This is a genomic window from Brevundimonas sp. (assembly GCF_032017145.1).
Classification (GTDB): domain Bacteria; phylum Pseudomonadota; class Alphaproteobacteria; order Caulobacterales; family Caulobacteraceae; genus Brevundimonas.
This window is the reverse complement of sequence record NZ_DALZQC010000012.1, coordinates 18,724-40,859: the sequence shown is the minus strand read 5'-3', so window position 1 is coordinate 40,859 and position 22,136 is coordinate 18,724. Positions and strand designations below refer to the sequence as shown.

Annotated in this window: 20 protein-coding genes; 13 read left to right on the top strand and 7 right to left on the bottom strand. The window is 66.7% G+C overall.

Annotated features, from left to right (window positions below; all coding sequences use genetic code 11):
- Complete coding sequence (locus RTU05_RS03790) at positions 1-1,188, top strand: acyl-CoA dehydrogenase family protein (protein WP_312595850.1); 1,188 nt, start codon at positions 1-3, stop codon at positions 1,186-1,188.
- 90 nt (positions 1,189-1,278) lie between these two features.
- Here the strand turns inward: RTU05_RS03790 and RTU05_RS03785 are convergent, their stop codons facing one another.
- Together RTU05_RS03785 and RTU05_RS03780 are read right to left on the bottom strand one after the other, a co-directional pair.
- Positions 1,279-1,401, bottom strand: a complete 123-nt coding sequence (locus RTU05_RS03785) for a hypothetical protein (protein ID WP_312595848.1) — start codon at positions 1,399-1,401, stop codon at positions 1,279-1,281.
- A gap of 1 nt (position 1,402) precedes the next feature.
- Complete coding sequence (locus RTU05_RS03780) at positions 1,403-2,005, bottom strand: HipA domain-containing protein (RefSeq protein ID WP_312595846.1); 603 nt, start codon at positions 2,003-2,005, stop codon at positions 1,403-1,405.
- Between RTU05_RS03780 and RTU05_RS03775 the strand changes: the two genes are divergently transcribed.
- The 12 genes from RTU05_RS03775 to RTU05_RS03720 all read left to right on the top strand — a co-directional run bounded on the left by RTU05_RS03775 (position 1,991) and on the right by RTU05_RS03720 (position 14,731).
- Positions 1,991-2,368 carry a hypothetical protein gene (locus tag RTU05_RS03775; RefSeq protein WP_312595844.1) on the top strand — a complete coding sequence of 126 codons (378 nt, stop codon included), beginning with the start codon at positions 1,991-1,993 and terminating at the stop codon, positions 2,366-2,368. The genes RTU05_RS03780 and RTU05_RS03775 overlap by 15 nt on opposite strands.
- Positions 2,365-2,805, top strand: coding sequence for a DUF1810 family protein (locus RTU05_RS03770; protein WP_312595842.1), 441 nt, complete (start codon positions 2,365-2,367; stop codon positions 2,803-2,805). Before RTU05_RS03775 ends, RTU05_RS03770 begins: the two co-directional genes overlap by 4 nt.
- A gap of 190 nt (positions 2,806-2,995) precedes the next feature.
- Positions 2,996-4,102: a glycosyltransferase gene (locus RTU05_RS03765; RefSeq protein WP_312595840.1), complete on the top strand. Its 1,107-nt coding sequence runs from the start codon at positions 2,996-2,998 to the stop codon at positions 4,100-4,102.
- The gene (locus RTU05_RS03760) at positions 4,099-5,067 is read left to right on the top strand and encodes a glycosyltransferase (protein WP_312595838.1); all 969 of its coding nucleotides are present in this window, start codon (positions 4,099-4,101) and stop codon (positions 5,065-5,067) included. The genes RTU05_RS03765 and RTU05_RS03760 overlap by 4 nt, the downstream gene beginning before the upstream one ends.
- Complete coding sequence (locus tag RTU05_RS03755) at positions 5,064-6,095, top strand: glycosyltransferase (protein WP_312595837.1); 1,032 nt, start codon at positions 5,064-5,066, stop codon at positions 6,093-6,095. Before RTU05_RS03760 ends, RTU05_RS03755 begins: the two co-directional genes overlap by 4 nt.
- The gene (locus RTU05_RS03750) at positions 6,092-7,192 is read left to right on the top strand and encodes an acyl-CoA dehydrogenase family protein (protein ID WP_312595835.1); all 1,101 of its coding nucleotides are present in this window, start codon (positions 6,092-6,094) and stop codon (positions 7,190-7,192) included. The genes RTU05_RS03755 and RTU05_RS03750 overlap by 4 nt, the downstream gene beginning before the upstream one ends.
- Positions 7,186-7,893 (top strand): PIG-L family deacetylase, encoded by a 708-nt coding sequence (locus RTU05_RS03745; RefSeq protein ID WP_312595833.1) that lies wholly within the window; start codon positions 7,186-7,188, stop codon positions 7,891-7,893. Before RTU05_RS03750 ends, RTU05_RS03745 begins: the two co-directional genes overlap by 7 nt.
- The gene (locus RTU05_RS03740) at positions 7,886-8,467 is read left to right on the top strand and encodes a class I SAM-dependent methyltransferase (RefSeq protein ID WP_312595831.1); all 582 of its coding nucleotides are present in this window, start codon (positions 7,886-7,888) and stop codon (positions 8,465-8,467) included. The genes RTU05_RS03745 and RTU05_RS03740 overlap by 8 nt, the downstream gene beginning before the upstream one ends.
- Positions 8,464-9,318 carry a glycosyltransferase gene (locus tag RTU05_RS03735; protein ID WP_312595829.1) on the top strand — a complete coding sequence of 285 codons (855 nt, stop codon included), beginning with the start codon at positions 8,464-8,466 and terminating at the stop codon, positions 9,316-9,318. The genes RTU05_RS03740 and RTU05_RS03735 overlap by 4 nt, the downstream gene beginning before the upstream one ends.
- An 87-nt stretch (positions 9,319-9,405) precedes the next feature.
- Positions 9,406-12,711 carry a DEAD/DEAH box helicase gene (locus RTU05_RS03730; protein WP_312595827.1) on the top strand — a complete coding sequence of 1,102 codons (3,306 nt, stop codon included), beginning with the start codon at positions 9,406-9,408 and terminating at the stop codon, positions 12,709-12,711.
- A 113-nt stretch (positions 12,712-12,824) separates the two neighbouring features.
- A complete protein-coding gene (locus RTU05_RS03725; RefSeq protein ID WP_312595825.1) occupies positions 12,825-13,010 on the top strand; it encodes a hypothetical protein in 186 nt (61 codons plus the stop codon).
- Positions 13,011-13,075: 65 nt separating this feature from the next.
- A complete protein-coding gene (locus RTU05_RS03720) occupies positions 13,076-14,731 on the top strand; it encodes an SDR family oxidoreductase (RefSeq protein ID WP_312595823.1) in 1,656 nt (551 codons plus the stop codon).
- Positions 14,732-14,787: 56 nt separating this feature from the next.
- On the opposite strand, the gene RTU05_RS03715 is transcribed toward RTU05_RS03720, so the two are convergent.
- The 5 genes from RTU05_RS03715 to RTU05_RS03695 form a co-directional block, all read right to left on the bottom strand.
- The gene (locus RTU05_RS03715; RefSeq protein ID WP_312595821.1) at positions 14,788-15,681 is read right to left on the bottom strand and encodes an SDR family oxidoreductase; all 894 of its coding nucleotides are present in this window, start codon (positions 15,679-15,681) and stop codon (positions 14,788-14,790) included.
- The gene (locus RTU05_RS03710; protein WP_312595819.1) at positions 15,674-17,521 is read right to left on the bottom strand and encodes a glycoside hydrolase family 15 protein; all 1,848 of its coding nucleotides are present in this window, start codon (positions 17,519-17,521) and stop codon (positions 15,674-15,676) included. Before RTU05_RS03710 ends, RTU05_RS03715 begins: the two co-directional genes overlap by 8 nt.
- Positions 17,518-18,507 carry an SDR family oxidoreductase gene (locus RTU05_RS03705; RefSeq protein WP_312595817.1) on the bottom strand — a complete coding sequence of 330 codons (990 nt, stop codon included), beginning with the start codon at positions 18,505-18,507 and terminating at the stop codon, positions 17,518-17,520. The genes RTU05_RS03710 and RTU05_RS03705 overlap by 4 nt, the downstream gene beginning before the upstream one ends.
- A 533-nt stretch (positions 18,508-19,040) precedes the next feature.
- Entirely contained in the window at positions 19,041-21,398 is a 2,358-nt protein-coding gene (locus RTU05_RS03700; RefSeq protein ID WP_312595815.1) for a TonB-dependent receptor, read from the bottom strand.
- Between the two features lie 86 nt (positions 21,399-21,484).
- Positions 21,485-22,135, bottom strand: coding sequence for an acyl-CoA dehydrogenase family protein (locus RTU05_RS03695; RefSeq protein WP_312595813.1), 651 nt, complete (start codon positions 22,133-22,135; stop codon positions 21,485-21,487).
- Position 22,136 lies beyond the last annotated feature (1 nt).

Sequence of the window (22,136 nt, the reverse complement as noted above, 5' to 3'; positions counted from 1 at the left end):
ATGGACGTCGAGACGCTTGAGCAATTCCGCCAGACGGTTCGACGGTTCGTGCGCGAACGGCTCGTTCCGATTGAAGAGGCTGTTGCAGAGACCAACGTCATTCCAGACGCGATCGTTCAGGAGATGCGCGATCTGGGTCTTTTCGGACTGACGGTGCCTGAGGCGTACGGCGGCTTGGGATTGAGCGTCGCTGAAGAGGTCGAAATCGTGATCGAACTGACGTGGGCTTCGGCGGCGTTTCGCTCGCTTCTCGGCATCAACCTTGGGGTGGGCTCGCAAGGGTTGGTGATGGACGGCACTGAAGACCAGAAGAAATTCTGGCTGCCGCGTATCGCTTCGGGGGAGATCACTGCCAGTTTCGCCTTGACCGAGCCAGACTCAGGTTCAGATGCTGCCGCTCTCATAACCACGGCCGTTCGGGACGGCGAAGACTATATTCTCAACGGCGCCAAACGTTACATCACTAACGCCCCGACGGCCGGGCTGATTACCGTAATGGCGCGAACGGCCGCGGATCGTCTGCCCGGCAACACTCACGTAACGGCGTTCCTTGTGCCGGCTGAAACCCCTGGCGTGCGCATCGGCGCAAAGGATCGGAAGATGGGGCAGGGCGGCGCATTGTCGGCCGATGTCTTTCTGGACGATGTGCGCGTGCCGGCAACCGCTGTGTTGGGCGGCAAGGAAGGTTTTGGCTTTAGAACCGCAATGAAGGTTTTGGACCGCGGTCGCATCCATGTCGCTGCAGTCTGCGTCGGTCAGGCGAGGCGAATCCTGCATGAAGCCGTGACTTACGCGATGAATCGCAAGCAGTTCGGACAACCCATCGCCGAGTTCCAACTGATCCAGGCGATGCTGGCTGATAGCCAGGCCGATCTTTACGCCAGCGAATGCATGGTCCGTGAGACAGCGCGTCGTCACGCCGCCGGGCATCGAGTGTCGCGGGAAGCGTCCTGCTGTAAAATGTTCGCTTCGGAGATGGTCGGGCGGATCGCTGACCGCGCTGTGCAAATCCACGGTGGCGCAGGGTATATGCGAGACAGTGCGGTTGAACGCTTCTATCGCGATGTCCGCCTGTTCCGCATTTACGAAGGCACGACCCAAATCCAGCAATTGATCATTGCGCGAGATATGATCCGTGAAGCGCTATCAGGCGAAAACATCACCCTGGGTTCTTCTGGTGGGGTCTGAAGACCAAGGGCTGCGTCAACGCCGATACTCGATCATGCCGTTAAACGGCCTTTAGAGAAGGGAAGTTATCGCGAAACTGACAGCAACTTGTCAGGACATGGCGGCCAGCCGTGACCCGATCAGCTTGATCTGGGACTTGGTCACGCCGTGTCGGGCGGCGAGTTCAGGCCATGCGCGCACCGCCTCACGGGTGGTTCCGATAATGGCCTGCACATCAGCCTTCGACAGACCCGCGATATCGCCGAGCTGGGTTAGGTCGGTGACTGACGGCGTCTTTCCTTGTCCCATCACCGTCGTTGTCTGTTCCCCGCCTGGGCAGGAAGAGAACGTCAGATCGTAGGCGGGGCGATAGACGCCACTCGCCTTTGGCGTTCATCAGATAGGTGAAGTTCTTGCCATGGTCGTCTCGGTTGTGGGCGATGACGTTGAACACGGCCAGGCGAAACATCGCTTCGACCTCGCGGACATCCCGGGTGAGGCCTTGGGTCAGAGCGATCAAGGTCTCATAATCGAGCGAGGGTGTCCGGTGGTGCGCATGAAGCAGGCCGGAAGCCGTGTGCGCATGCAGGCGAGCGCTCCTCGCGCGATCGAACCGCTTGGTCGCGAAATAAGCGCCGCCCTTCGCGGTTCTGATCAGCCGGGTTTCGGTCATGGCGACGCCCGCCGCCTGCGCCATCTGCGCATAGACATATTCGATCGCGCCCGCGTCTCTGCCGTCCTGGGTGTTCGGAAACTTGACGAGCCAGGCCTTATAACCCGGAGGCAAGGCATCGACCCCGTGGATGACGTCTCCGGTTTCCGGATGAAATCCGATCATCGCCTTGGGACGCGCCCCAGTCGACGAGCCGTTGAGGGCGATGAGGTCTTCGAGAACCTCGTCGGCCTCTCACCTCAAGACGTCTCTGGACTGATCGGCGAGACGATCGAGGTCGAGGTCGATCTCCGGAGTTTCGGGGCGTTGGTCCGGCTCGTAGATGAGGGCTCACATTCCACGCTTGCCCACATGGGCGATGCGGACGCCCTGGCGACGGCGCAGCGCGGGGTCGACAAGGCCAAGGTCGGATTAGGCGAAAGGGGACCGGTGTGGTGGACCGACGGCTCGCCAGATTTCAACCGACACATGGCGCTCAACACCCCCTATGCAGACTGGTTCGAAGATTTGGGCGAGACACGCGAATGACGGCAGGGCTGGACCGCTACATCGAGGCGCAAGACCCGGTGTTCGAGAGGGCGATGGCCGAGCTCGCCGCCGGTCGCAAGGCGGGCCATTGGATTTGGTTCATTTTTCCGCAGGCCCGATCTTTAGGGCGGTCTTCGACTGCCGCCTTCTATGGGATCACGTCTCTCGCGAAGGCGCATGCCTATATGGCGGCCCCCGTCTTGAGAGAACGGCTGCGCCGGGCCGCCCAGACAGCGACAACGGCGCCGGCGGCGTCGCTGCGCCAACTCCTCGGATCGCCGGATGATCTGAAGTTTCGGTCGTCGATGACGCACTTCGCCGCCGTGGCGATCGACCCGACGGTGTTTGAAGCCGCGCTCGCTCGTTGGGCTCTGTCGCCTGATCCGCTGACGTCGACCCTCGTGGCGGCCGCCCGGATCGGGCCGGATCGCCTTTGAGCGGGGTCTGTCGTCGCCGGACGGGGTAGGGGGCGGAGGAGCCAGACGGTCGAACGAGAGCCTTGGTCTCGCCGAAGCCGGGAGCGAAACCGCACATAGGAACGAACTGCCCCGCATCGACTTTGAAACCCAGGCGTAACGCCATGGACCGGTCCGAGGGGGATCGGGTTGTCGGTCACGGACGGCATTGATGCGCATCGGCGTTATCGCCCATCTCAAATATCCGATCGCCGAGCCGTTTGCGGGCGGCCTTGAAATGCACACCCATCTCCTCTGTCAGCAACTTCGCAGGAAGGGTCATGCGGTCACGCTGTTTGCGGCGACGCATTCCGACCCGGAGCTGGGTCTTGAAGCCGTCTGCGATCAGACGGAAATCTCAAAGGTCGGCACCGCCGAGGCGAGCGATATCGCCTTCTTCAAGGAGCATCACGCCTATCTCTCCCTGATGGGCCGACTTCGGCGCAGTGCGTTCGACATAATCCATAACAACAGCCTGCATTATCTCCCGGTCTCGATGGCCGAGACCCTGCCGATGCCCATGGTCACCACGCTGCATACGCCCCCCTTTTGCTGGCTGGAGAGCGGCATTCGCGAGGCGCGCGCGCCGATGGCTAGGTTCGTCAGCGTTTCGGAGGCCATGCGTCGGCAATGGAGCGATGTCCGCACCATCGACCGGGTCATTCCCAACGGGATCGATCTGCAGCGCTTCGCCTGGCGCGACCGCATCGAGGAGCCGCCCCATCTGATCTGGTTCGGCAGGATCGTGCCGGAGAAAGGGCTTCATCTGGCGCTCGACGCCGCCGCGCGCACCGGGATTCCGCTCCGGTTCGCAGGCCCGATCCTGGACCAGACCTATTTCGCCACCGAGATTGCGCCGCGGCTGACGTCGAACACCCTTTATCTGGGTCACCTAGACCACAACGCCTTGTCGCAAGAAATCGGCAAGGCCGCCGCCTTCGTCTGCACGCCGCGTTGGGATGAACCCTATGGGCTGGTGGTGGCGGAGGCCTTGGCCTGCGGCACGCCGGTCGCGGCCTTCGCTCGAGGCGCCATTCCCGACATCCTCACCCCAGACTGCGGCGCCTTGGCCCGAGCTGACGACGTCGAGGATTTGGCCCGCGCGATCATGGAGGCCATCGGTCTGTCACGGTCGGCCTGTCGCGCCAGAGCGGAAGCGGCCTGCGACATGGGGCGCATGGTCGACGCCTACGAGCAGCTCTATGTCGAGCTTGTCGAGATGCACCACGCCTCGGCCGTGCGCGCCAATGACGCCGTCGAGGACCGCTTGATCGCATGACGTCGTCTTTGCGTTTTTGCGTCTGCGTGCCCGCCCGAAACGAACAGCGGCGTCTTCCCGTTCTGCTTGCGGCGCTCGCGGACCAGGATCATCGCGGCCCCATACCCGTGGTCGTCTGCATCAATAACTCCACCGATGGTTCGGTCGAGGTCGTTGAGGAAGCGGCTGACCGCTGGCGGGAGCGACTGGACATCCGCCTCGATGTAAAATGGTTTCCGCCCCACCGCGCTCATGCGGGCGCGGCGAGGCGCGCGGCCATGGACGCCGGTCTTGTGCGTTTAGGCTCGGCGCAGCACGGTGTGCTCATCTCGACGGACGCCGACGCGCGCCCGCCGCAGACTTGGCTATCGGCCAATCTCGCAGCCCTCTCCGCCGGCGCGGACATGGTCGGCGGACGTCTGGTGATCGACGAGGCCGAAGACCTCCCGCGCTCGATGGTCGCCCTGCAGCAGGTGTGGGACGCCTATTGGGCCGCCGTCCGCGCCATTGAGGACGATCTTGACCCGTCGCCGTTCGATCCGTCGCCGCGCCATGGCGACCATACCGGCGCCAGTCTCGCCATCACCGCCGAGGCCTATCGGCAGGCCGGAGGCGTGCCGGAACTGCCGACGGGGGAGGATCGGGGGCTTGTGATCGCGGCGCAGGCCCAGGGCGCGCGACTTGTCCATCCCCTCTCGGTCTGGACGCGGGTGTCGCCACGCCTTACGGGGCGCGCCGCCGCCGGCATGGCTGAGCACATGGCGCGCCTCTTCGCCCAGGCGCGCGACGGCGATCCGATCCTGGCGCCGGACTTCCGACACTGGCGGCGGAGGGTGGTCTGGCGACGCGCCCAACGCGCCAGCGCCGGCGGCGATCAGGGGCTGTCCCTTCTCGAGGCCCAGTTGGAGCCCATGCCGCTCGATCTGAATCTGCGGTCCTGGGCCGACTGCGCCGACCTCGGCCAGCGTCATGCAGGCGCCGCATGAGCGATTTGATCGGCTATTACGTGCATCATCAGGGCGACGGACATCGCCAGCGGGCGCTTGAGATCGCATCCGCTGCGCCGGAGCGGTTCGTCCTGCTCGGGACCGGATTGACGGGAAGCACGCCGGGCGTCGCCAGCGTCGATCTGGACGATGATCGACCCGATGCGGACGACGCGTTCTCGAGCCGAGACGATGCGCCGGCCAGACCCGACGCCCTCCACTATGCGCCCTATCACCATCCAGGCGTCCGGGCGCGGGCGGCCCGTTTCGCAGACTGGATCGCCAGAACGTCGCCGGCGCTGGTCGTGATCGATGTCTCGGTGGAGATGGCGATGTTGGCGCGGCTGTGCTCCACGCCCGTCGTCTATGTCCGGCTGTCGGGCGATCGGTCGGACCCGGCCCACCTGGACGCCTTTCGAGGCGCGGCGGCCCTGCTTGCGCCCTTTCACGAGAACCTGGACAGCCTCGCGCCGGACTGGGTTCGACAAAAGACGCATTATGTCGCGCCCCGTGACGCCTCCGGTCGCCGGCAAGGCTCGGGCGTTCTGGTCGTCCACGGCCGCGGAGGGCCGCCGCTGGACGGGGCGCGTCTGGCCGAGGCCGCCGCCATGACGCCCGACAGACCGTGGACCGGCATCGGCCCCATCACCTCGCCCCCCGTCCTTCCGCCGAACCTCCAGCTTCGCGGCTGGATCGAGAGTGTCGCCGAGGAGATGGACAAGGTCGAGATCGTGGTGGGCGCGGCCGGCGATGGTCTGGTGAATGCGGTGATCGCGGCGGGCAAGCCGTTCATCTGCCTGCCCGAGCCGCGCGCCTACGGCGAGCAGGTGACCAAGGCCGACGCCTTGGCGCGCGCCGGCGCGGCGATCATGCTCGACCACTGGCCGGAGGCGTCACGATGGCCGGCGATTCTTCAGGACAGTCTGGCCCTGCGGGCATGCGATCGGCAGGCCGTTACGGGTGAGGGGTTGAAGGCGGCCGGCGACTGGCTCCTCGGCCTTGTGTCGGACATGCGAGGCCGGACGTGAATCACAAGACCCAGGGTGTCAGCCCAGCGGCATCGATCGACCTCGAAGGTCGGCTGACCGATCTCGGCGCGCGTTACGACGCCTCGCCGCATTATCCCGTCGAGAGCCTGGCCCTGCTCGCACACGAGGGCTGGGGCCGACGTTTCGCGCCGGTTGAGAGCGGCGGGGCGGCATACGACGGACCGGCCGACAAGGCGCTTGCCCTGATGGACGCCTTGCGGTGCGTGGGTCGGGCCGATCTCAGCGTCGGTCGGCTCTTCGAAGGCCATGTGAACGCCCTGGCGCTGTTCGATTGGTATGGCGACCCCCGCCAGAAGGCCTGGCTCGGCGCCGTTCTGGCGCGAGGCGGTTGGTTCGGCGTCTGGGCGACGGAGCCGCCGCCTGGCGTCCGTCTCATCGGCGATCGCCTGCACGGCGCCAAGATGTTCGCCACGGGCGCGGGCGGCTTGCGCCATGCGGTCGTCACCGCCCAACCCGAGCAGGGCGAACGCCAACTGATCATCGTTGCGGCGGATGAGGCGGCGCGCGCCGACCTCAGCGGCTGGCGCGTGCGCGGCATGCGCGCGACGACCAGCGGGCGTTATGATCTGACCGGGTTGAAGATCGAGCCCGAACAGCGGCTGGGGCGACCGGGCGATTACGATCGCGAGCCCCGCTTCACGGCCGGGGCATGGCGTTTCACGGCGGTGCAGCTGGGCGGAATCGAAGGCCTCGTCCTGGCGCTCCGCGAGGCCCTGTCCGAGGCGGCGCGGGGCGATCCGATCCAGCGCGCGCGCTTCGCCGATGCGGTCGTGGCCGCGCGAACGGCCTGGCTCTGGGTGCGCGAAGCCGCAAGGCGGGCGGCGTCCGAAGCGGCGGACGCCGAGGATTTCGCACGCGCCACGCGCGGCGTCGTAGAACGCAGCGCCCTGGATGTCATGGAGTTGGCGGCGCGGGCGGTGGGGACGCGCAGCGCCTTCGACGGGGAGCGGGTCGACAAGATCACCCGCGATCTGAGCCTCTATCTGAGGCAGGCCGGACCGGACCATGCCAAGGACCAGGCGGCGAGAACCTGGCTGGACCGCGATCTCTGGGGCGAGGGCGACGCCCTATGGTGACCCCCAAATCCGGCCGGCTGGCGACCCTGGCGCTGGAATGCTCGCCCTGGCGATCCGCGCGTTGGCTGGTCATCGCGCCGCACGCCGACGACGAGACTCTGGGCGCCGGCGCTCTTATCCGTCAAGCCGCCGAGACTGGACGCCTGGCGGGTGTCGTTGTCCTCACCGACGGCGCGGGCTCGCACGATCACCCCGACACGGCCTCGCGCGCACGGCTGGTCCGGCTCCGACGCCTGGAGGCGGGTCGCGCCGTCCGACGTCTGGCGGGTGCGGCGGCCTTGTCGCCGGTCTTTCTGGATTGGATGGACGCCCGGCCTACCCCTCCCGGAAGTCCGGTGTTCGAGGCGACCGCGCGTCGCCTCGCCACGCTGTGCCGTGAGCGATGCGTGGATGCGATCGCCGTCACAGGGCCGGACGATCCCCATTGCGATCATCAAGCGGCGGCCCAACTCGCGCGCCACGCGGCGGAGAGGGCCCGTCGGCGGGTGGCGGTGTTCGACTATGCGGTATGGGGGGCGGCTTCGTCCGGAGCGAGGGTGCGGATCACGACGCGACCTTTGAGCGGCGGCCTCAGGGCCTATGCCTTGTCGGCCCATCAAAGCCAGTTGACGCCGAAGTTCGGCCGGGGGTTCCGGCTTCAGACGGACGGGAGGCTGCGCCCCGCCTCCGACACCCTGTATCGGCGCGACGCCTATGGCTGAACGCTCGCTTCCCCCGGCCTATTTCGAGGACATCTTCGCCGGCGACGCCGATCCATGGGATCTGGCCTCCAGCCCGTACGAGGCGGCCAAGTTCGACCGCACCCTGGCCGCTCTGTCGGCGCGGCGAGCGGCTTTTGCGCTCGAGGTCGGCTGTGCGGGCGGCGTCCTGACCGAGCGGCTCAGTGCGGTCTGCGATCATCTGGTGGCGATCGACATCAGCCCGACCGCGCTTGCGCGGGCGCGACAGCGTCTGTCGGGACGGCCGAACGTCCGGTTCGAGGTCGCCGCCTTTCCCCGCGACTGTCCGGTTGTGCCGGGCCTGGACCTCGTCGTCCTGTCCGAAGTGGCCTACTACTGGAGCGACGCCGACCTCGACCTGGCGGCGCGCCGCATCGCCGAGACCCTGGTTGGGGGCGGACGCGTTCTCCTCGTGCACTGGACCGGCGAGACCGACTACCCCCAAACCGCCGACGACGCCGTGGGACGCCTCTGGCTTGGATTGTCGGCTGTCATGAAAGTGGATCTCGCCGAACGGCATCCGAACTATCGGCTGGATTTGTGGAGCCGCCGATGACGACGCTGTCCGCTCTCACGCTGGTTCGCAACAGGCAGGCGCATCTGGACCGTTTGGTCGAGGGATTGACCCTCAGCGCCTCGCCGCCTGACGAAATGATCGTCATCGACATGAGCGATGCGCCCGTGACGCTGCCGCCGCTGGACTTCCCGGTCTCGGTCAAACGCCTGCCCGGCGGGGTCTTGCCCCTGGCCGCCGCGCGCAATCTCGCCGCCGCCTCGGCCGCAGGCGACGTCCTCCTGTTCCTGGATGTGGATTGCATCGTGTCGTCGGCGGTCTGCGGCCGGATGAAGGCCTTGCTCGCCGATCACGACGCCGTCGTCTGTCCGGAGGTGCTCTATCTTCCCGCCCACGCCATCCCGCCCGGGCCGCTCTCGACCACGGAGCTGAAGACGGCCGGGCGTCCCCACCCTGTGCGGCCTTTCCCGCAGGATGGCGAACGACTGGAGCGCAATCCCGGCCTGTTCTGGTCGCTGGCCTTCGCGCTCCGTCGCTCGACCTTTCATAGGATTGGCGGCTTCGACGAGGCCTATGTCGGCTACGGCGCCGAGGACACCGACCTGGGCTTTCGCATCGCGCGAGACGGCCTGCCGCTCCTCTTCGCCGGCGGCGCGCCGGTCTTCCATCAGCATCACGAGGGCTATGATCCGCCTCTGCAGCACTTCCAGGCCCTGGTCGCCAACGCCAACCGCTTTCATGCTAGGTGGTCGATCTGGCCGATGGCCGGCTGGCTACGCGCGATGGCGGAACGCGGCCTGATCGATTGGTCGTCGGACCGATTGACGATCCGTCGCGCGCCTACCCCGCACGAGATCGCCGCCGCGCGCAAAGGTCCTGCGGATCCCTTCTGATGCGCCTCGGGCGCGCGCGGTTGCGATTGCTGGGACGGGCGTACGGAAGCGGGCGCAACCCCGGCCGATCCTTGGTGTTGAGCCAGGATGATCGCCTCACCCGACATCCCCGACATGACCGCCACGGGCCAGCAGGTTCTGGTCGAGGGGCCAGTGCCCCGCCCCGATGATCTGAAGGATTGGAAGATGCCGGCGTCGGCCGTTGCAGCCGCACTGGCGCAAAGGGAGACGACGCCGTTGCAGCCTGTCGTCTTTGTCGCAACGAGCGAACGTCGTGCTGACGAGATCGCGGCCGCGCTCGCCGTCATGGTCGGTGACGCCGAGGTTCTGGTCCTGCCGCCTTGGGATTGCCTGCCCTATGACCGCGCAGCGCCCTCGCGTGAGAGCATGGGCCGGCGAATGGCGGTCTTGGCGGCCTTGGCCGAAACCGGCGACCGTCGGACCTTTCTGATCACCTCTCCCGACGCTGTGGCGCAACGTACCCCGCCGCGTGAACGGATCGACGCCCGCCTGCGTGTGAAGGCCGACGAGACGCTGGATCGCGCGGCGTTCGAGACCTTCCTGCGCGATGCGGGCTACGCGGCGGACGAGCGGGTGGATGAGCCCGGCGAATATGCGGTGCTGGGCGCGGTGATCGATGTCTTCCCGCCCGCCTCGGCCCGACCGTACCGCCTGACCCTCGATGAGGCGGACCGGATCATCGAGATCCACGCCTTCGATCCCGTTTCGCAGCGTCGAGAGGCGGAGACCGCGACGCTCTGTCTGACGCCAGCCTCCGAATGGGGGCCAGACGCGGGTGCGCGCGACGACCACGACGATCCCGATGCGGGGGCGTCGCGGGACGGGGGGCGCGCGACGACAGTGTTCGATTTCCTCGTCGACCCGGCGATCCTGACCGACATCGGTCTGGATGATCGGTTCGCACGCCTAGGCGCGCAGGTGATCGAGGCCTATGACACCCGCCTGCGGTTCAGCGACGGCGCGCCGCCTGTCAAACCCGACCGTGTCTATTTGACGGACGCCGAGATTGGTCGGGCCTTGAAAGGTGCGACGACCTTGGCCGTCGAGACCTTCGCGCCGGCGCCCGTCTTCGCCTTGGAGCGAGCGCCAGGGCGGGCGCTGAAATGCTTTATCGCCGACCGGTGTGACGCGGGCGATCGCGTGGTCCTGACGGGACTAGCGCACGAGCACCGAAGTCTCGCGCGGTTGCTTCGCCGCCAGGGCGTCGAGGCGCCCGTGGCCCTGGAGGACTGGGACGCGATCGCGTCGCTCGCGCCGGGGCGGATCGGCCTTGTTGTCGCTGACCTGGACACCGGCTTTCAACAGCAGGAAGCCGGTCTCGTCGTCGTGACCCCGTCGGACATCTTCGGCGGCCGGATCGCGCGCGGATCTTCCGGTTCCGTCGACGCTTTCGGGGACACCGAACTTCGGCTGGGCGATGTGGTCATTCATGAAGACCACGGCCTTGGCGTGCTGAAGGCGCTGGAATGCGTCACCGCCGACGGGATGGAGCGCGACGTCTTGCGCATCGAGTATCACGGCGGGGGCGCAGTCCTCGCGCCGATCGAGGAGTTCGGCAAGATTTGGCGTTACGGCTCGGAGCCGGACGCGGTGTCGCTGGATCGGCTGAACACCGAAGGCTGGCTCAAGCGTCGCGCCAAGGTTAGCGCCCAGATCGACGAGGCCGCGGCGGCCCTGTCCGCCCGGGCCGAGGCGCGCGCGGCCTTGAGGACAGAGCCCATCGCGCCCCCGCGTCAAGCGCTCGCGCGCTTCGCCGCCGGCTTCGCCTTTCCCGAAACGCCAGATCAGGCGCAGGCGATCGAGGCGGTTCTGGCCGACCTCGGCTCGGGCAAGCCCATGAACCGGCTTGTCTGTGGCGACGTCGGTTTCGGCAAGACCGAAGTCGCCTTGCGCGCTGCGGCGGCCGTGGCCCTTGCCGGAAAGCAGGTCATGGTGGTCGCGCCGACGACGGTGCTGGCGCGTCAGCATTTTGAGGTCTTCAGGAAGCGGTTCAAGGACGAGGACGTCCAGATCGGACACCTGTCGCGGGCGGCGGATGCTGCGGAGGCGCGCGCGGTCAAGACGGGGCTGGCGGACGGGTCCACGCGGATCGTGGTCGGCACCCAGGCCTTGGCGTCGGATGCGCTGCAGGTCCCGGAACTCGGGCTGGTCATCATCGACGAGGAGCACCGTTTCGGCGCCCAGATGAAGGCGGACTTGGCGCGAAAGGCGCCGCATCTGCTGTCGATGTCGGCCACGCCGATCCCGAGGACCCTGCAGGGCGCCCTGGTCGGAATCCAGGACGTCAGCCTTATCGCCAGCCCGCCCGCCCGCCGTCGCCCGATCCGAACCTTCATGACCCCGTTCGACGCGGGCGCGGTGCGCCTGTCGTTGATGCGGGAGAAGGCGCGCGGCGGACAGAGTTTCGTAGTCGTGCCGAGAATCGACGACATCGAATCCCTGGCGCAACGTCTGAGAACCCTGACGCCCGAACTTTCGGTGGTGTCGGCGCACGGCGACCTGGGGGCCGCTGAAATCGACGATGTCATGAGCCGCTTCTCCGACGGGGAGGGGGACGTGCTTCTGGCGACGAACATCATCGAAACCGGCCTGGACGTGCCGCGCGCCAATACGATGCTGATCTGGCGGCCGGACCGTTTCGGCCTGGCCCAGCTTCATCAGCTTCGTGGCCGTGTCGGACGAGGGCGGCGACAGGGTTTCGCCTATCTGCTTTCGGATCCCGATGCGCCGATGGCGGCGACGACGGAGGCCCGTCTCCAGACCTTGGAAGCTCTGGATCGGCTCGGCGCCGGTTTTGCAATCAGCGGACGCGATCTGGACCTGCGCGGCGGCGGCGATCTGGTGGGCGAAGACCAGGCCGGGCACGTCAGATTGATCGGTTCGGCCCTCTATCAGTCTGTCCTGGCGCGCGCGCTGGCCGCGGCGAAAGGCGACCCCGACCCTGATCGGGCCGATCCCAGCCTGAACGTCGGCGCGACCGGGTCCTTTCCGGCGGACTACATCCCCGACGCGACCGTTCGCATCAACCTTTACGCCCGATTGGCGCGCGCCGGGACGGCCGAGGACGTCGATGCTCTGCGCGACGAGGCCGAGGATCGGTTCGGGCCGCTGCCAGACCCCGCAGAGAATCTGTTCGCCGCCCGTCGCCTCGCGGCGCTCGCCCGAAACGCGGGCGTCACCGAGATCGTGTCGGGTCCGAAGGCGACGGCGTTGCGGATCGCGGACGCGCGCCGACACGAGATGGAGACGGCCTTTCCGGACAGCGACGACCGACGCTGGTCCGACGGCCGTCTCATCGTGGAGGCCGCCAATGATCGACCCCATGACGCGGTTTTCATTGAAAGGCTTCTGACCGAACTCGCCGCGGCCTGAGGACCGGAAGCTTTGCATCCGACTTCGGCGTCCGAGGTTGGTTTTGTCGGGAGCCATTGCGGTTCTGGCGCGCTGATCGACCGCACCGGATTGCGGTGGTCAGGAGAATGTCCATGAGCCTCAAAGGCCAGATCAAGGAAGCCGCCGGCTTCGTGAAGGAAGAGCTGAACGAACACGGCGACAGCGCCGAAGCCCAGCGCAAGGCCCAGGAAGGTCGCGACCTGCGCAATGAGGGTCGCGCCGAGGACGGCAAGGCGCCGAAGACGAGCGAGCCGGGCGCCGGTCATCCCAAGAACTAAGCTCACGAACCGCCCGCCGACGCCGGCGGGCGGTCTCGCATCTCCGCTCTGAACCCACCGTCTCAATGCGCCCAAACCCTCGCGTCACTGTCGTTTTCCTCCATTCCCTGGGCGCCAGTCGTCGCGAATGGGACGACGTCATCGCCCGGTTTTCCGATGATACGCAGACGGTCGCGATGGATCTTCCAGGGTTCGGCGACCGGGCTCGGGAAGGCTATGGCGATGTGCAGGGGGTGCTCGACGATCTTTGCCGCCGTCTGGCCGATCTCGATCTCGGGCTTTGGGTCATCGTCGGCCACAGCATGGGCGGCAAGTTCGCGACCCTGATCGCCGCGCGCGCGCGCGACGGGGCGGCGGGTTTGTGCGGGCTGTTCGGCGTGGTGCTCGTCGCTGGATCACCGCCGTCCCCTGAACCTATGGACGAGGATCGGCGCGCCGAGATGCTGACCTGGTTCGACGATCCCGCGAAGATCGGTGACAGGGCGCACCAGTTCATCGACGCCAATACCGACGCCGGCCTGCCGCAAGACGCCTTTCAGCAGGCGCTCGACGATTTCCACCGGATGTCCCCCGACGCCTGGCGGGGATGGCTGGCCCAGGGATCGCGCGAGGACTGGTCCGCCCAGGCCGGCGTCATTCCGTATCCAGCACTGATCATCGCCGGCGCGGAGGATGGAGATCTGGGCGAGGCGGCGCAGCGGCGATGCAACGCGCCGCATTTTCGTAAACCCGAGGTGGTGGTCGTGCCGAAGGCGGCGCACCTGATTCCGCAGGAACAACCGAAGCGTCTCGCCGACCTGATCCGAGACTTCACCGAAATGGCCGGCGCGACCGTGCAATCCGGCCTTGACCCTCATGGCCGTCGCCCTGCGCACGGCCGATCGCTTCCTCGAACACCAACAAACAGGAGACTTGTGATGGACCTTGGGATCAAGGGGCGTGTCGCCCTCATTTCCGGCGCCGATTCCGGCATGGGCAAGGAGACGGCGCGGCTGCTGCTGGAAGCCGGCGTAAAGGTCGCCCTGACCGACAAGCCGGACGGGACTCTGGACGAGGCCGTTCAAGAGCTTTCCCCCTTGGGCGAATGCATCGGCGTGACCGGCGACGTGACCAAGGCCGACGATGTGGAACGGCTCTGGCGGGAGGTCAGAAACCGCCTGGGCGACCCGGACATCTATGTGAACGCGGCGGGCGTGACGGGCGCGACCGGCGACTTCCTGGATGTCGATGACGCCGGATGGCAGCAGACGCTCGACATCAACCTGATGGGCGCGGTCAGGATGTGCCGCCAGGCCATTCCGGCGATGCGTCGCGCGGGCTGGGGACGGATCGTCCTGTTCGCCTCGGAGGATGCGGTGCAGCCCTATGTCGACGAACTGGCCTATTGCGCTTCGAAGGCCGGTATTCTCAGCCTGGCGAAGGGGCTGTCCAAGGCCTACGGATGCGACAATGTGATGGTGAACACCGTCTCGCCCGCCTTCATCGCCACGCCGATGACCGACGCCATGATGGAGAAGCGCGCGAAGGAACGGGGCGAAACCTTCGACGAGGCGATCAAGAGCTTCTTGAAGGAAGAGCGTCCCGGCATGACCCTGGATCGCAGAGGCCGGCCGGAAGAGGTCGCGGCGGCGGTCGCCTTCCTGTGTTCTGACCGCGCCAGCTTTATCAATGGCGCAGGCATTCGGGTGGATTCAGGTTCTGTCGCCACCATCGCCGGCTAGTCGCCCGGCCGAAAGAGAAACCGGCGGCGGGACGATGCCGCCGCCGGTTACTCTCGTCAGGCGACGCCCTTGCCGCCGGTGACGCCGAACACTTCGCCGGTGATGTAGCTGCCTTCCTGCGAGGCCAGCAGCACATAGACGGGCGCGATCTCGACGGGCTGGCCGGGACGGCCCAGCGGCACCTGTTCGCCGAACTTCATCACCGCTTCCTGCGGCTGGCCCCCGGACGACTGCAGCGGCGTCCAGAAGGGGCCGGGCGCCACTACATTGGCCCGTACGCCCTTTTCGATCAGCTGAGCGGCGAGCGCCTTGGTATAGGCGACGATCCCCGCCTTGGTCGTGGCGTAGTCGAGCAGGATGGCCGAGGGCTCATAGGCCTGGATCGAGGCGGTGGTGATGACCGAGGCGCCCGCCGGCAGGTGGGGTACGGCCGCTTGGGCGATCCAGTGCATGGCGTAGAGGTTGGTCTTCAACGTCTTGTCGAAGTCCTCCGACGTCACCTGCGAGATGTCCTCGCGATACTGCTGACGCCCGGCGTTGATGACCAGAATGTCCAGTCCTCCCAGATCCGACACGGCCTGTTCGATCATTTGCCGGCACCAGGCTTCGTCGGTGATGTCGCCGGGCAGATCGATGGCTTTGCGGCCCTCGGCTTCGATCAAAGAGATGACTTCGGCGGCGTCCTTCTTCTCAGAGGGCAGGTAGGACAGGGCGACGTCGGCGCCCTCGCGGGCGTAGGCGATGGCCGCCGCCCGGCCGATGCCGCTGTCGGCCCCGGTGATCAGAGCCTTGCGACCCTTCAGTTTGCCGGCGCCCTGATAGCTGGTTTCGCCATGATCGGGCTTGGGGTCCATCTCGCGGGCCTCGCCGGGGATCGGCTGGGGCTGGCGCGGGAAGGGCGGCTTCGGATATTGCGCGCGCGGGTCCTGCAGGGTCAGGCGATCAGTCATGGAACGTCTCCGTTTCGGGCTGGGGGGAAGAGGTCTGCGCCTGCCCGATAGCGGTCAGGGCGGTCAGATGGGCGAGGTGGCTAAGCCCCTGCGGCATGTTGCCGAGGTAGGCGCCGGTGTCCGGGTCGATCATTTCGGTCAGCATGCCCCAGCGTCCGCCGAGGGCCTGGCGCAGAGCGTCGATGCGGGCGCGCGCCTTGTCCGGCTCGCCCAGGGTCGCCCAGGCTTCGGCGATCCAGAAGGAGCAGGCGATGAAACACCCTTCCTCCTTCTCCATGCCGGTGTAGCGATAGTGGAAAACGCCGGCGCCGAGATGGCGGTCCAGCGCCTCTAGGGTCGCGCGAAGCCGGTGCGCGCCGTCGAAGCGGAACCGGACGGCCAGGGCGACGGCGGCGTCCAGCCTGTCGCTGCCCGGATACATGACGAAGGCCTGGAGTTTTTCGGACCAGCAGTGCGTCTCGACCCAGTCGAAGATCCGGTCGCGCTCCCGCCGCCAGCGGTCCCGGCAGGTCGTCAGCAGCTGCCCGGCGTCGGCCAGTTCCACGGCGCGGGCCAGGGCCTGCCAGCAGCTGATCTTGGACATGGTGTAGTGCTGCCGGTCCTCCAGCTCCCACATGCCGGCGTCCGGCTGGCGCCAGGCGTCCGCGCACCGGTCCGCCAGTTCGGACAGCAGCTGGGCGCTGGCGCTGTCCAGAATGTTGCCGCAGCCGACGAAGCGTGACGCCGTTTCGAAGATGTCGCCGAACACGCCATGCTGAACCTGATCGGAGGCCCGATTGCCGGTGACGACCGGACGGGAGCCTTGATAGCCGGGCATGCCCCAGCGGGTCTCCGCCGGCACGAGCGCGCCGTCCAGACTGTAGCAGACCTTCGCGCCGTGGTTCTTCAGCTGCATCAGCAGCCAGCTGAAGGCGGCCTTGGCCTCGGCCTGGGCGCCGGCCGCGAGGAAGGCCTCAATCGTGTAGCCCGCATCGCGCAGCCAGGCGTAGCGGTAGTCCCAGTTCTTGTCGCCGCCCAGACGCTCGGGCAGGGACGTGGTGGCGGCCGCGGCGATGGCGCCCGACGGGGAATAGAGCAGCAGCTTCAACGCGAGGGCGCTGCGGACGAAGTCGTCGCGATACAGACCGGGGCAGTTCAAGCGCGCCGCCCAGTCCCGCCACTCCTGGTCGGACAGGTCGATGCGGGCGTCGATCTCTTCGATGGAGGGGACGACCAGCGGCTCGTCGCGTCCGGCGACAATGGCCACCGTGCGACGCTCGCCCGCGCCGACGACGATGGTTCCGACAATGCCCTCGTCGGACCATTCGCACGAGACGCGCGGATCATGCACGAACAGGCCGAGCACCCGCTCGACATGGAAGACCGTGTGTTCGCCGATCTTGGAGTGATAGGGGTTGGCCGTATCGCCCCGACGCCCCGGACGCATGTCCAGGGCGAAGGTGACTTCGCCCTCCAAGCCGTCGATGCGCCGGGCCAGTTCGCACCAAGGCAAGCGGCCGGCCGTGCCGCTGTTGAGGCTTTCGGTCAGGCGCGCGCGACCGGTCGCGGTGGTGAACTCCGTCTCCAGCACATTGCTGTCGGGACGGTAGCGGCGGGTGGCGGTGAAGGCTTCGGTCGGCGTGATCGAAAACCGGCCGCCCTCGGGATCGAGCAGACGGTCGAACAGGGGCGGGGCGTCGATCGCCGGGACACACCACCAATCGATGCCGCCGTCCAGGGCCGACAAGGCTACCGTGCGACCCTCGCCCAGGACGCCGTAATCCTCCAGGGCGGCGTATCCCTCGGGCCGAAGAAGCTCTGAGGAATGCGGGGGATGGGGCGTGAAGGGCGTCGCGGTCATCGTTTCGAGAATCCGATCGCAAAGCCCGTCGTCATGGCGAGGCCTGTAAACACGCCGAGCGCCACGACCTTCAGCGCGGCCGTCTGGCGGCTGGAGACGAAGCCGATCCACGGCTTGATGACCCGTTCGGCTTTAGGGCCGTCGATGGCCGCCGGTCCTTCTTCGGGTTGATCGAGATTGCCCAGGCGGGGAAGTTGAGGTTCGCCCTGCTGTGCGGCGATCATATCTGCGGCCTTGCGGTCCGCCAGCGCCGGCGCCAGTCGTTGCGCAAGGGCCATCAGCCATGTCAAGCGGCCGACGTAGATATTGCGGCTTGGGTTCTGCACTGCGGACCAGACAGCCTCCGCGCACAGGCGGGGATCGAACAGGGGATCGGGGATGACCTGCGCCCGGTCCGTGCGATTACGCGACCACAGCGGCTGGGGCGTGTTGACCGCAGGCAGATAGACCGTGGTCAGCGTGACGTTGGAGGACGCCGCGATCAGTTCGGCCCGGATGGCCTGGGTGAATCCATCCACGGCCGCCTTGGCCCCGCAGTAGGCCGCCTGCAGGGGGGCAGGCCGCAACGCCAGGCCCGACGAGATCTGGATTACCGCTCCCTGGTCCTTCGGCCGCATAGCCCGCAGAGCCGCCCGTGTTCCGTAGACCTGCGAAAGATAGGTCGTCTCGGCGACACGGCGGTAATCGGCGTCGGTCAAATCCTCATCGCGCCCGATGACCGTGGACATGGCGTTGTTGACCCAGACGTCGATGCCGCCAAAGGCTTCCGTCACATCGCGGCCGACCTGCTCGACGAACTCGGGGTTGGAAACATCACCTGCAATGCCAGTGGCGCGGCCGCCCGAGCGTTCCAGCCGTTCGACGGCTTCGGCCAGACGCTTGGCCTGTCTGGCGATGACAACGACCTGCCATCCTGCCTGGGCGAACCGTTCCGCGATCGCCAGACCGATCCCGGCGCTGGCCCCTGTGACGACGATGACCGGCATCGCGATCCCTCTGATCTAACCGTGACTGAAAGTTGCGGTTCGGGCCGCATGGGAGGGTCTGACAACGACACGCATCGGGTAAGGTTGCCGTCCGAAAACCGGCGCCGCGTGGACGATCCTGAGAACAGTGTCGCTCTTGTTGCTGGGAAGGCCGAGCAACCGGGATGCGTTGGAGGCAGAAGGCGCAACCGACACTCCGTCATGAGAGGTATGGGCGTGACGGGTCGCGCGGCCGCGTTCCTGCCTTGATAAACCAGGGTCACGACGCATTGACGCAGGCGTTCGGCGTCGCCGCTCAGAACGCCATGTTTAGGGATGACTGATCCAGCGTCCTGACGGTCCGCAAGCGACACCGATCCTCAATGGACTGATCGCGCTGACCGGCGTCAAAGCGATGGAGTATAGCGGGAAATGCGCGACGGCCCGCGTCTCGCGCGCTCTGATCGCAGAGGCGCATGGTCCCCGCGAACGGTGCTCACCCGAGAAAAAAGAGGCGCCCCCGTCGAAACGGGGGCGCAGTCAGTGGGGAGAACTCAGAAGGACTTGGTCAGGGTGACGCCGAAGGTTCTCGGCATGCCGGGGATGCGGACGACCGTGTCCACATTGGTGTCGGCGCTGGTCCAGTAGTATTTGTCGAACAGGTTCCTGACATAGGCCCCCACGCGCCAGCTGTCGTTCAGGGCGTAGAGCGACAGATTGGCGTTCACGAGGGTGTAGGCGTCGATGTGGAACTCCGGCTCCGCCTCGATGGAGCCTTCGGCGTCCGACAGATAGGCGGCGCTGAGGGTGGCGCTGACGCCCAGGGTCTCGCTGACCGGATGATCCCAGTTCACCAGGCCGTTCACCTGCCATTCGGGCGTATAGGGGAAGCGGGCGCCGGCGAAGTCGGTGGCCACGCCCGCCCGATCGAAGCCGGTGAACTCGGTGATTTCGGTGCGGGTGTAGGAGGCGCCGATCTTCAGCAACAGCGACGGCGCAGGCCGCCATGACGCATCGGCTTCGGCGCCGTAAACCTCGGACTTGGGCACGTTCAGGATACGGGTCAGGGTGGTGAAGACCCGGTCGGGGATCTCGCCGAAGAGCTGCTTGTCCTTGTAGTCGTAGAAATAGCCGCTGGTGTTGAACTGCAGGCGGCCGCCGTCCAGCGTCGCCTTCAGCCCGACCTCATAGGCCAGGACCTCTTCCTGACGGGCGGCTTCCAACTGGGCTTCGTTGTTGGCGGCCAAGACCGGGAAGGCCCCCGACTTGTAGCCCCGGCTGATCGAGGCATACAGAAGCGTGTCGGTGTTGGGCGCGAAGCTGAGGTTCAGTCGGCCCGCCAGACTATCCTCGTCCAGCGACCGTTCCACGATCGGGACGTTGTCGGTGAAGTTGGTGTTGAAGGTCAGGCATTCGTTCGGCTGAACATTGGGCGTCGCGCGCACGACGAAGGCGACCCCGGTGTTCCAGACCGGCAGGACCTGACCGTCGATGTCGCGGGTGCAGCCCCGGTACGACAGGCTGTCGTCCGAATACCGCAGGCCGCCCGACAGGGTGAACTTTTCGGCCAGCTTCCAGTCGATGTTTGCGAAGACCGAGGTGGACTGGCTGTCCTGCGCCGTATTGTTCAGGAAGTTGCGCATGCCCGAGGCGATCTGGGCCGGCGTATACTGGTTCTGGACCACCCGATTGGCGCCGATGAAGCGCAGCAGCCGGACCGTCGAGGACTGGCCGTAATAGGCGAACTGGTCGTCGACGATCTTGTCCTTGGAATAGTAGGCGCCCAGGATCCAGTCGACCGGTCCCGCATCCCCCATCAGACGCAGTTCCTGCGAGAACGAGGTGATCGTGCCGTTCGACCCATAGGCCAGGGTCTCGAAGGGGGTGCCGTCCAGGTCGTTGAAGTCGCGCCGACGCAGGTCGTTATAGGCGGTGAGCGACACCAGGCTGATGGAATCGGATAGAGCCAGTTCGCCGCGCAGCGCCGCCGACCAGAAGCGCGAGTCCGTGGCGAACGGAGGCTTGCCGGCCTCAGGCGCATCCCAGTCCGCGTCCTTTGAACCCGGGTTGGCGATGATCGCCTTGGACAGGCCGGGGACGGCGAAGGCGGCCTGGTCGGGCAGGAACTGGATGGCCTGGGGTGCGACAGTGTCGGACTGGTCGCGCCAGTAGTTGGCGGTGAAGTCCAGGCTGAGCCGGTCGTTGGGATTGGCGGTCAGGGTCAGACGCGCCGCGGTCCGGTCCTTTTCGCCCAGGCGGTCGCCGGGGCGCGAGACGCTTTCCTGCCAGCCTTCGCCTGAGTTTTCGGCGCGCACCGCGATACGCAGGCCCACAGTGTCCGACAGCGGGCCGCTGACATAGGCTTCGACATTGCGCGTCTGATAGTTGCCGATCTCTGCGGTGGCCGAGGCGGCGAACGACTGACCTGGCTTCTGGGTGATGAAGTTGACCAGACCGCCGGTGGTGTTGCGGCCGTACAGCAGACCCTGAGGCCCCTTCAGCACCTCGACCCGAGCCACGTCGAAGATCGGACCGTTGGCCATATAGGGATAGGCGTAGGACACTTCGTCCACGTAGATGCCGACCGGCGAGGTCGACGACAGGTTCGGCGTGTTGAAGCCGATGCCGCGCACCGTGAAGATCGGCGTATTGGCGCTGGACTTGCTGTAGTTCAGGGCCGGGACGATCTGAACCAGATTGGAGGTGTCGCTGACGCCCGCCTGGGTCAGGGCCTCGCCCGAAACCGCCTGGATCGTAAGCGGCACGTCATTGACCGTTTCGGAGCGTTTGCGCGCCGTCACGACGATGTCGTCCACGGACGATACGGTCTCGGCCTGCGCTTGTCCCGTCTGTGCGGTCTGCGCCAGCGCAGCCGTTCCCAGGGCCGAGACAGAGCACGATGTGATCAGCATCGCGGTGAAATTCCGACCGATTGGTCCCCTCATTGCAATCCTCCCATTGCGTTATCAAAAAACGGTCTGTGCCGTTTGCAGCGACGCTAGGAGATGCGGACGACGTGCGACCTGTACGAAAGTTGGGGGCGGGGTGCGGCGTCTTGGCAGGGCAGGGCGACGGTCAGGCCGGGGATGTCGGCGGGAACCAGGAAGGCGGACAGGCCGCGTTTGCCCGCCGTCGGGTCGGTGACGGCGAAGACGATGGTCAGTCCGCCGATGCGGCCCGAGGTGATGAACTGTTTGGTCCCGTCGATACGCCAATCGTCGCCGTCACGCACCGCGCGGGTCTTCAGGGCCGAGGCGTCGGATCCCGCGCCAGGCTCGGTCAGGGCGAAGGCGCCGATGATTTCACCCGCGCACAGCCGGGGCAGGAAGGCGGCCTTCTGCGCGTCCGTGCCGTTGCGCAACAGGGCCGCCACCACTGGCGCATTGTGGACGGAGACCACGGTCGAAACGCCGCCGTCGGCCGCCGCCAGCTCCATCAGGGCCAGGGCGTAGGACACATAGTCCGCCTCGGCGCCGCCATGTTCGGCGGGCGCGGTCATGCCCATCAGGCCCAGGTCCGCCAGGTCCTTGAACAGATCGGGCGGATAGGCGCCCGCAGCCTCCCAGGCGGCGGCGTGAGGGGCGATCCGCTCGCGCGCCATGTCGCGCACGGCGTCGCGGATCATCGTCTGGGTTTCGGACAGGATCATG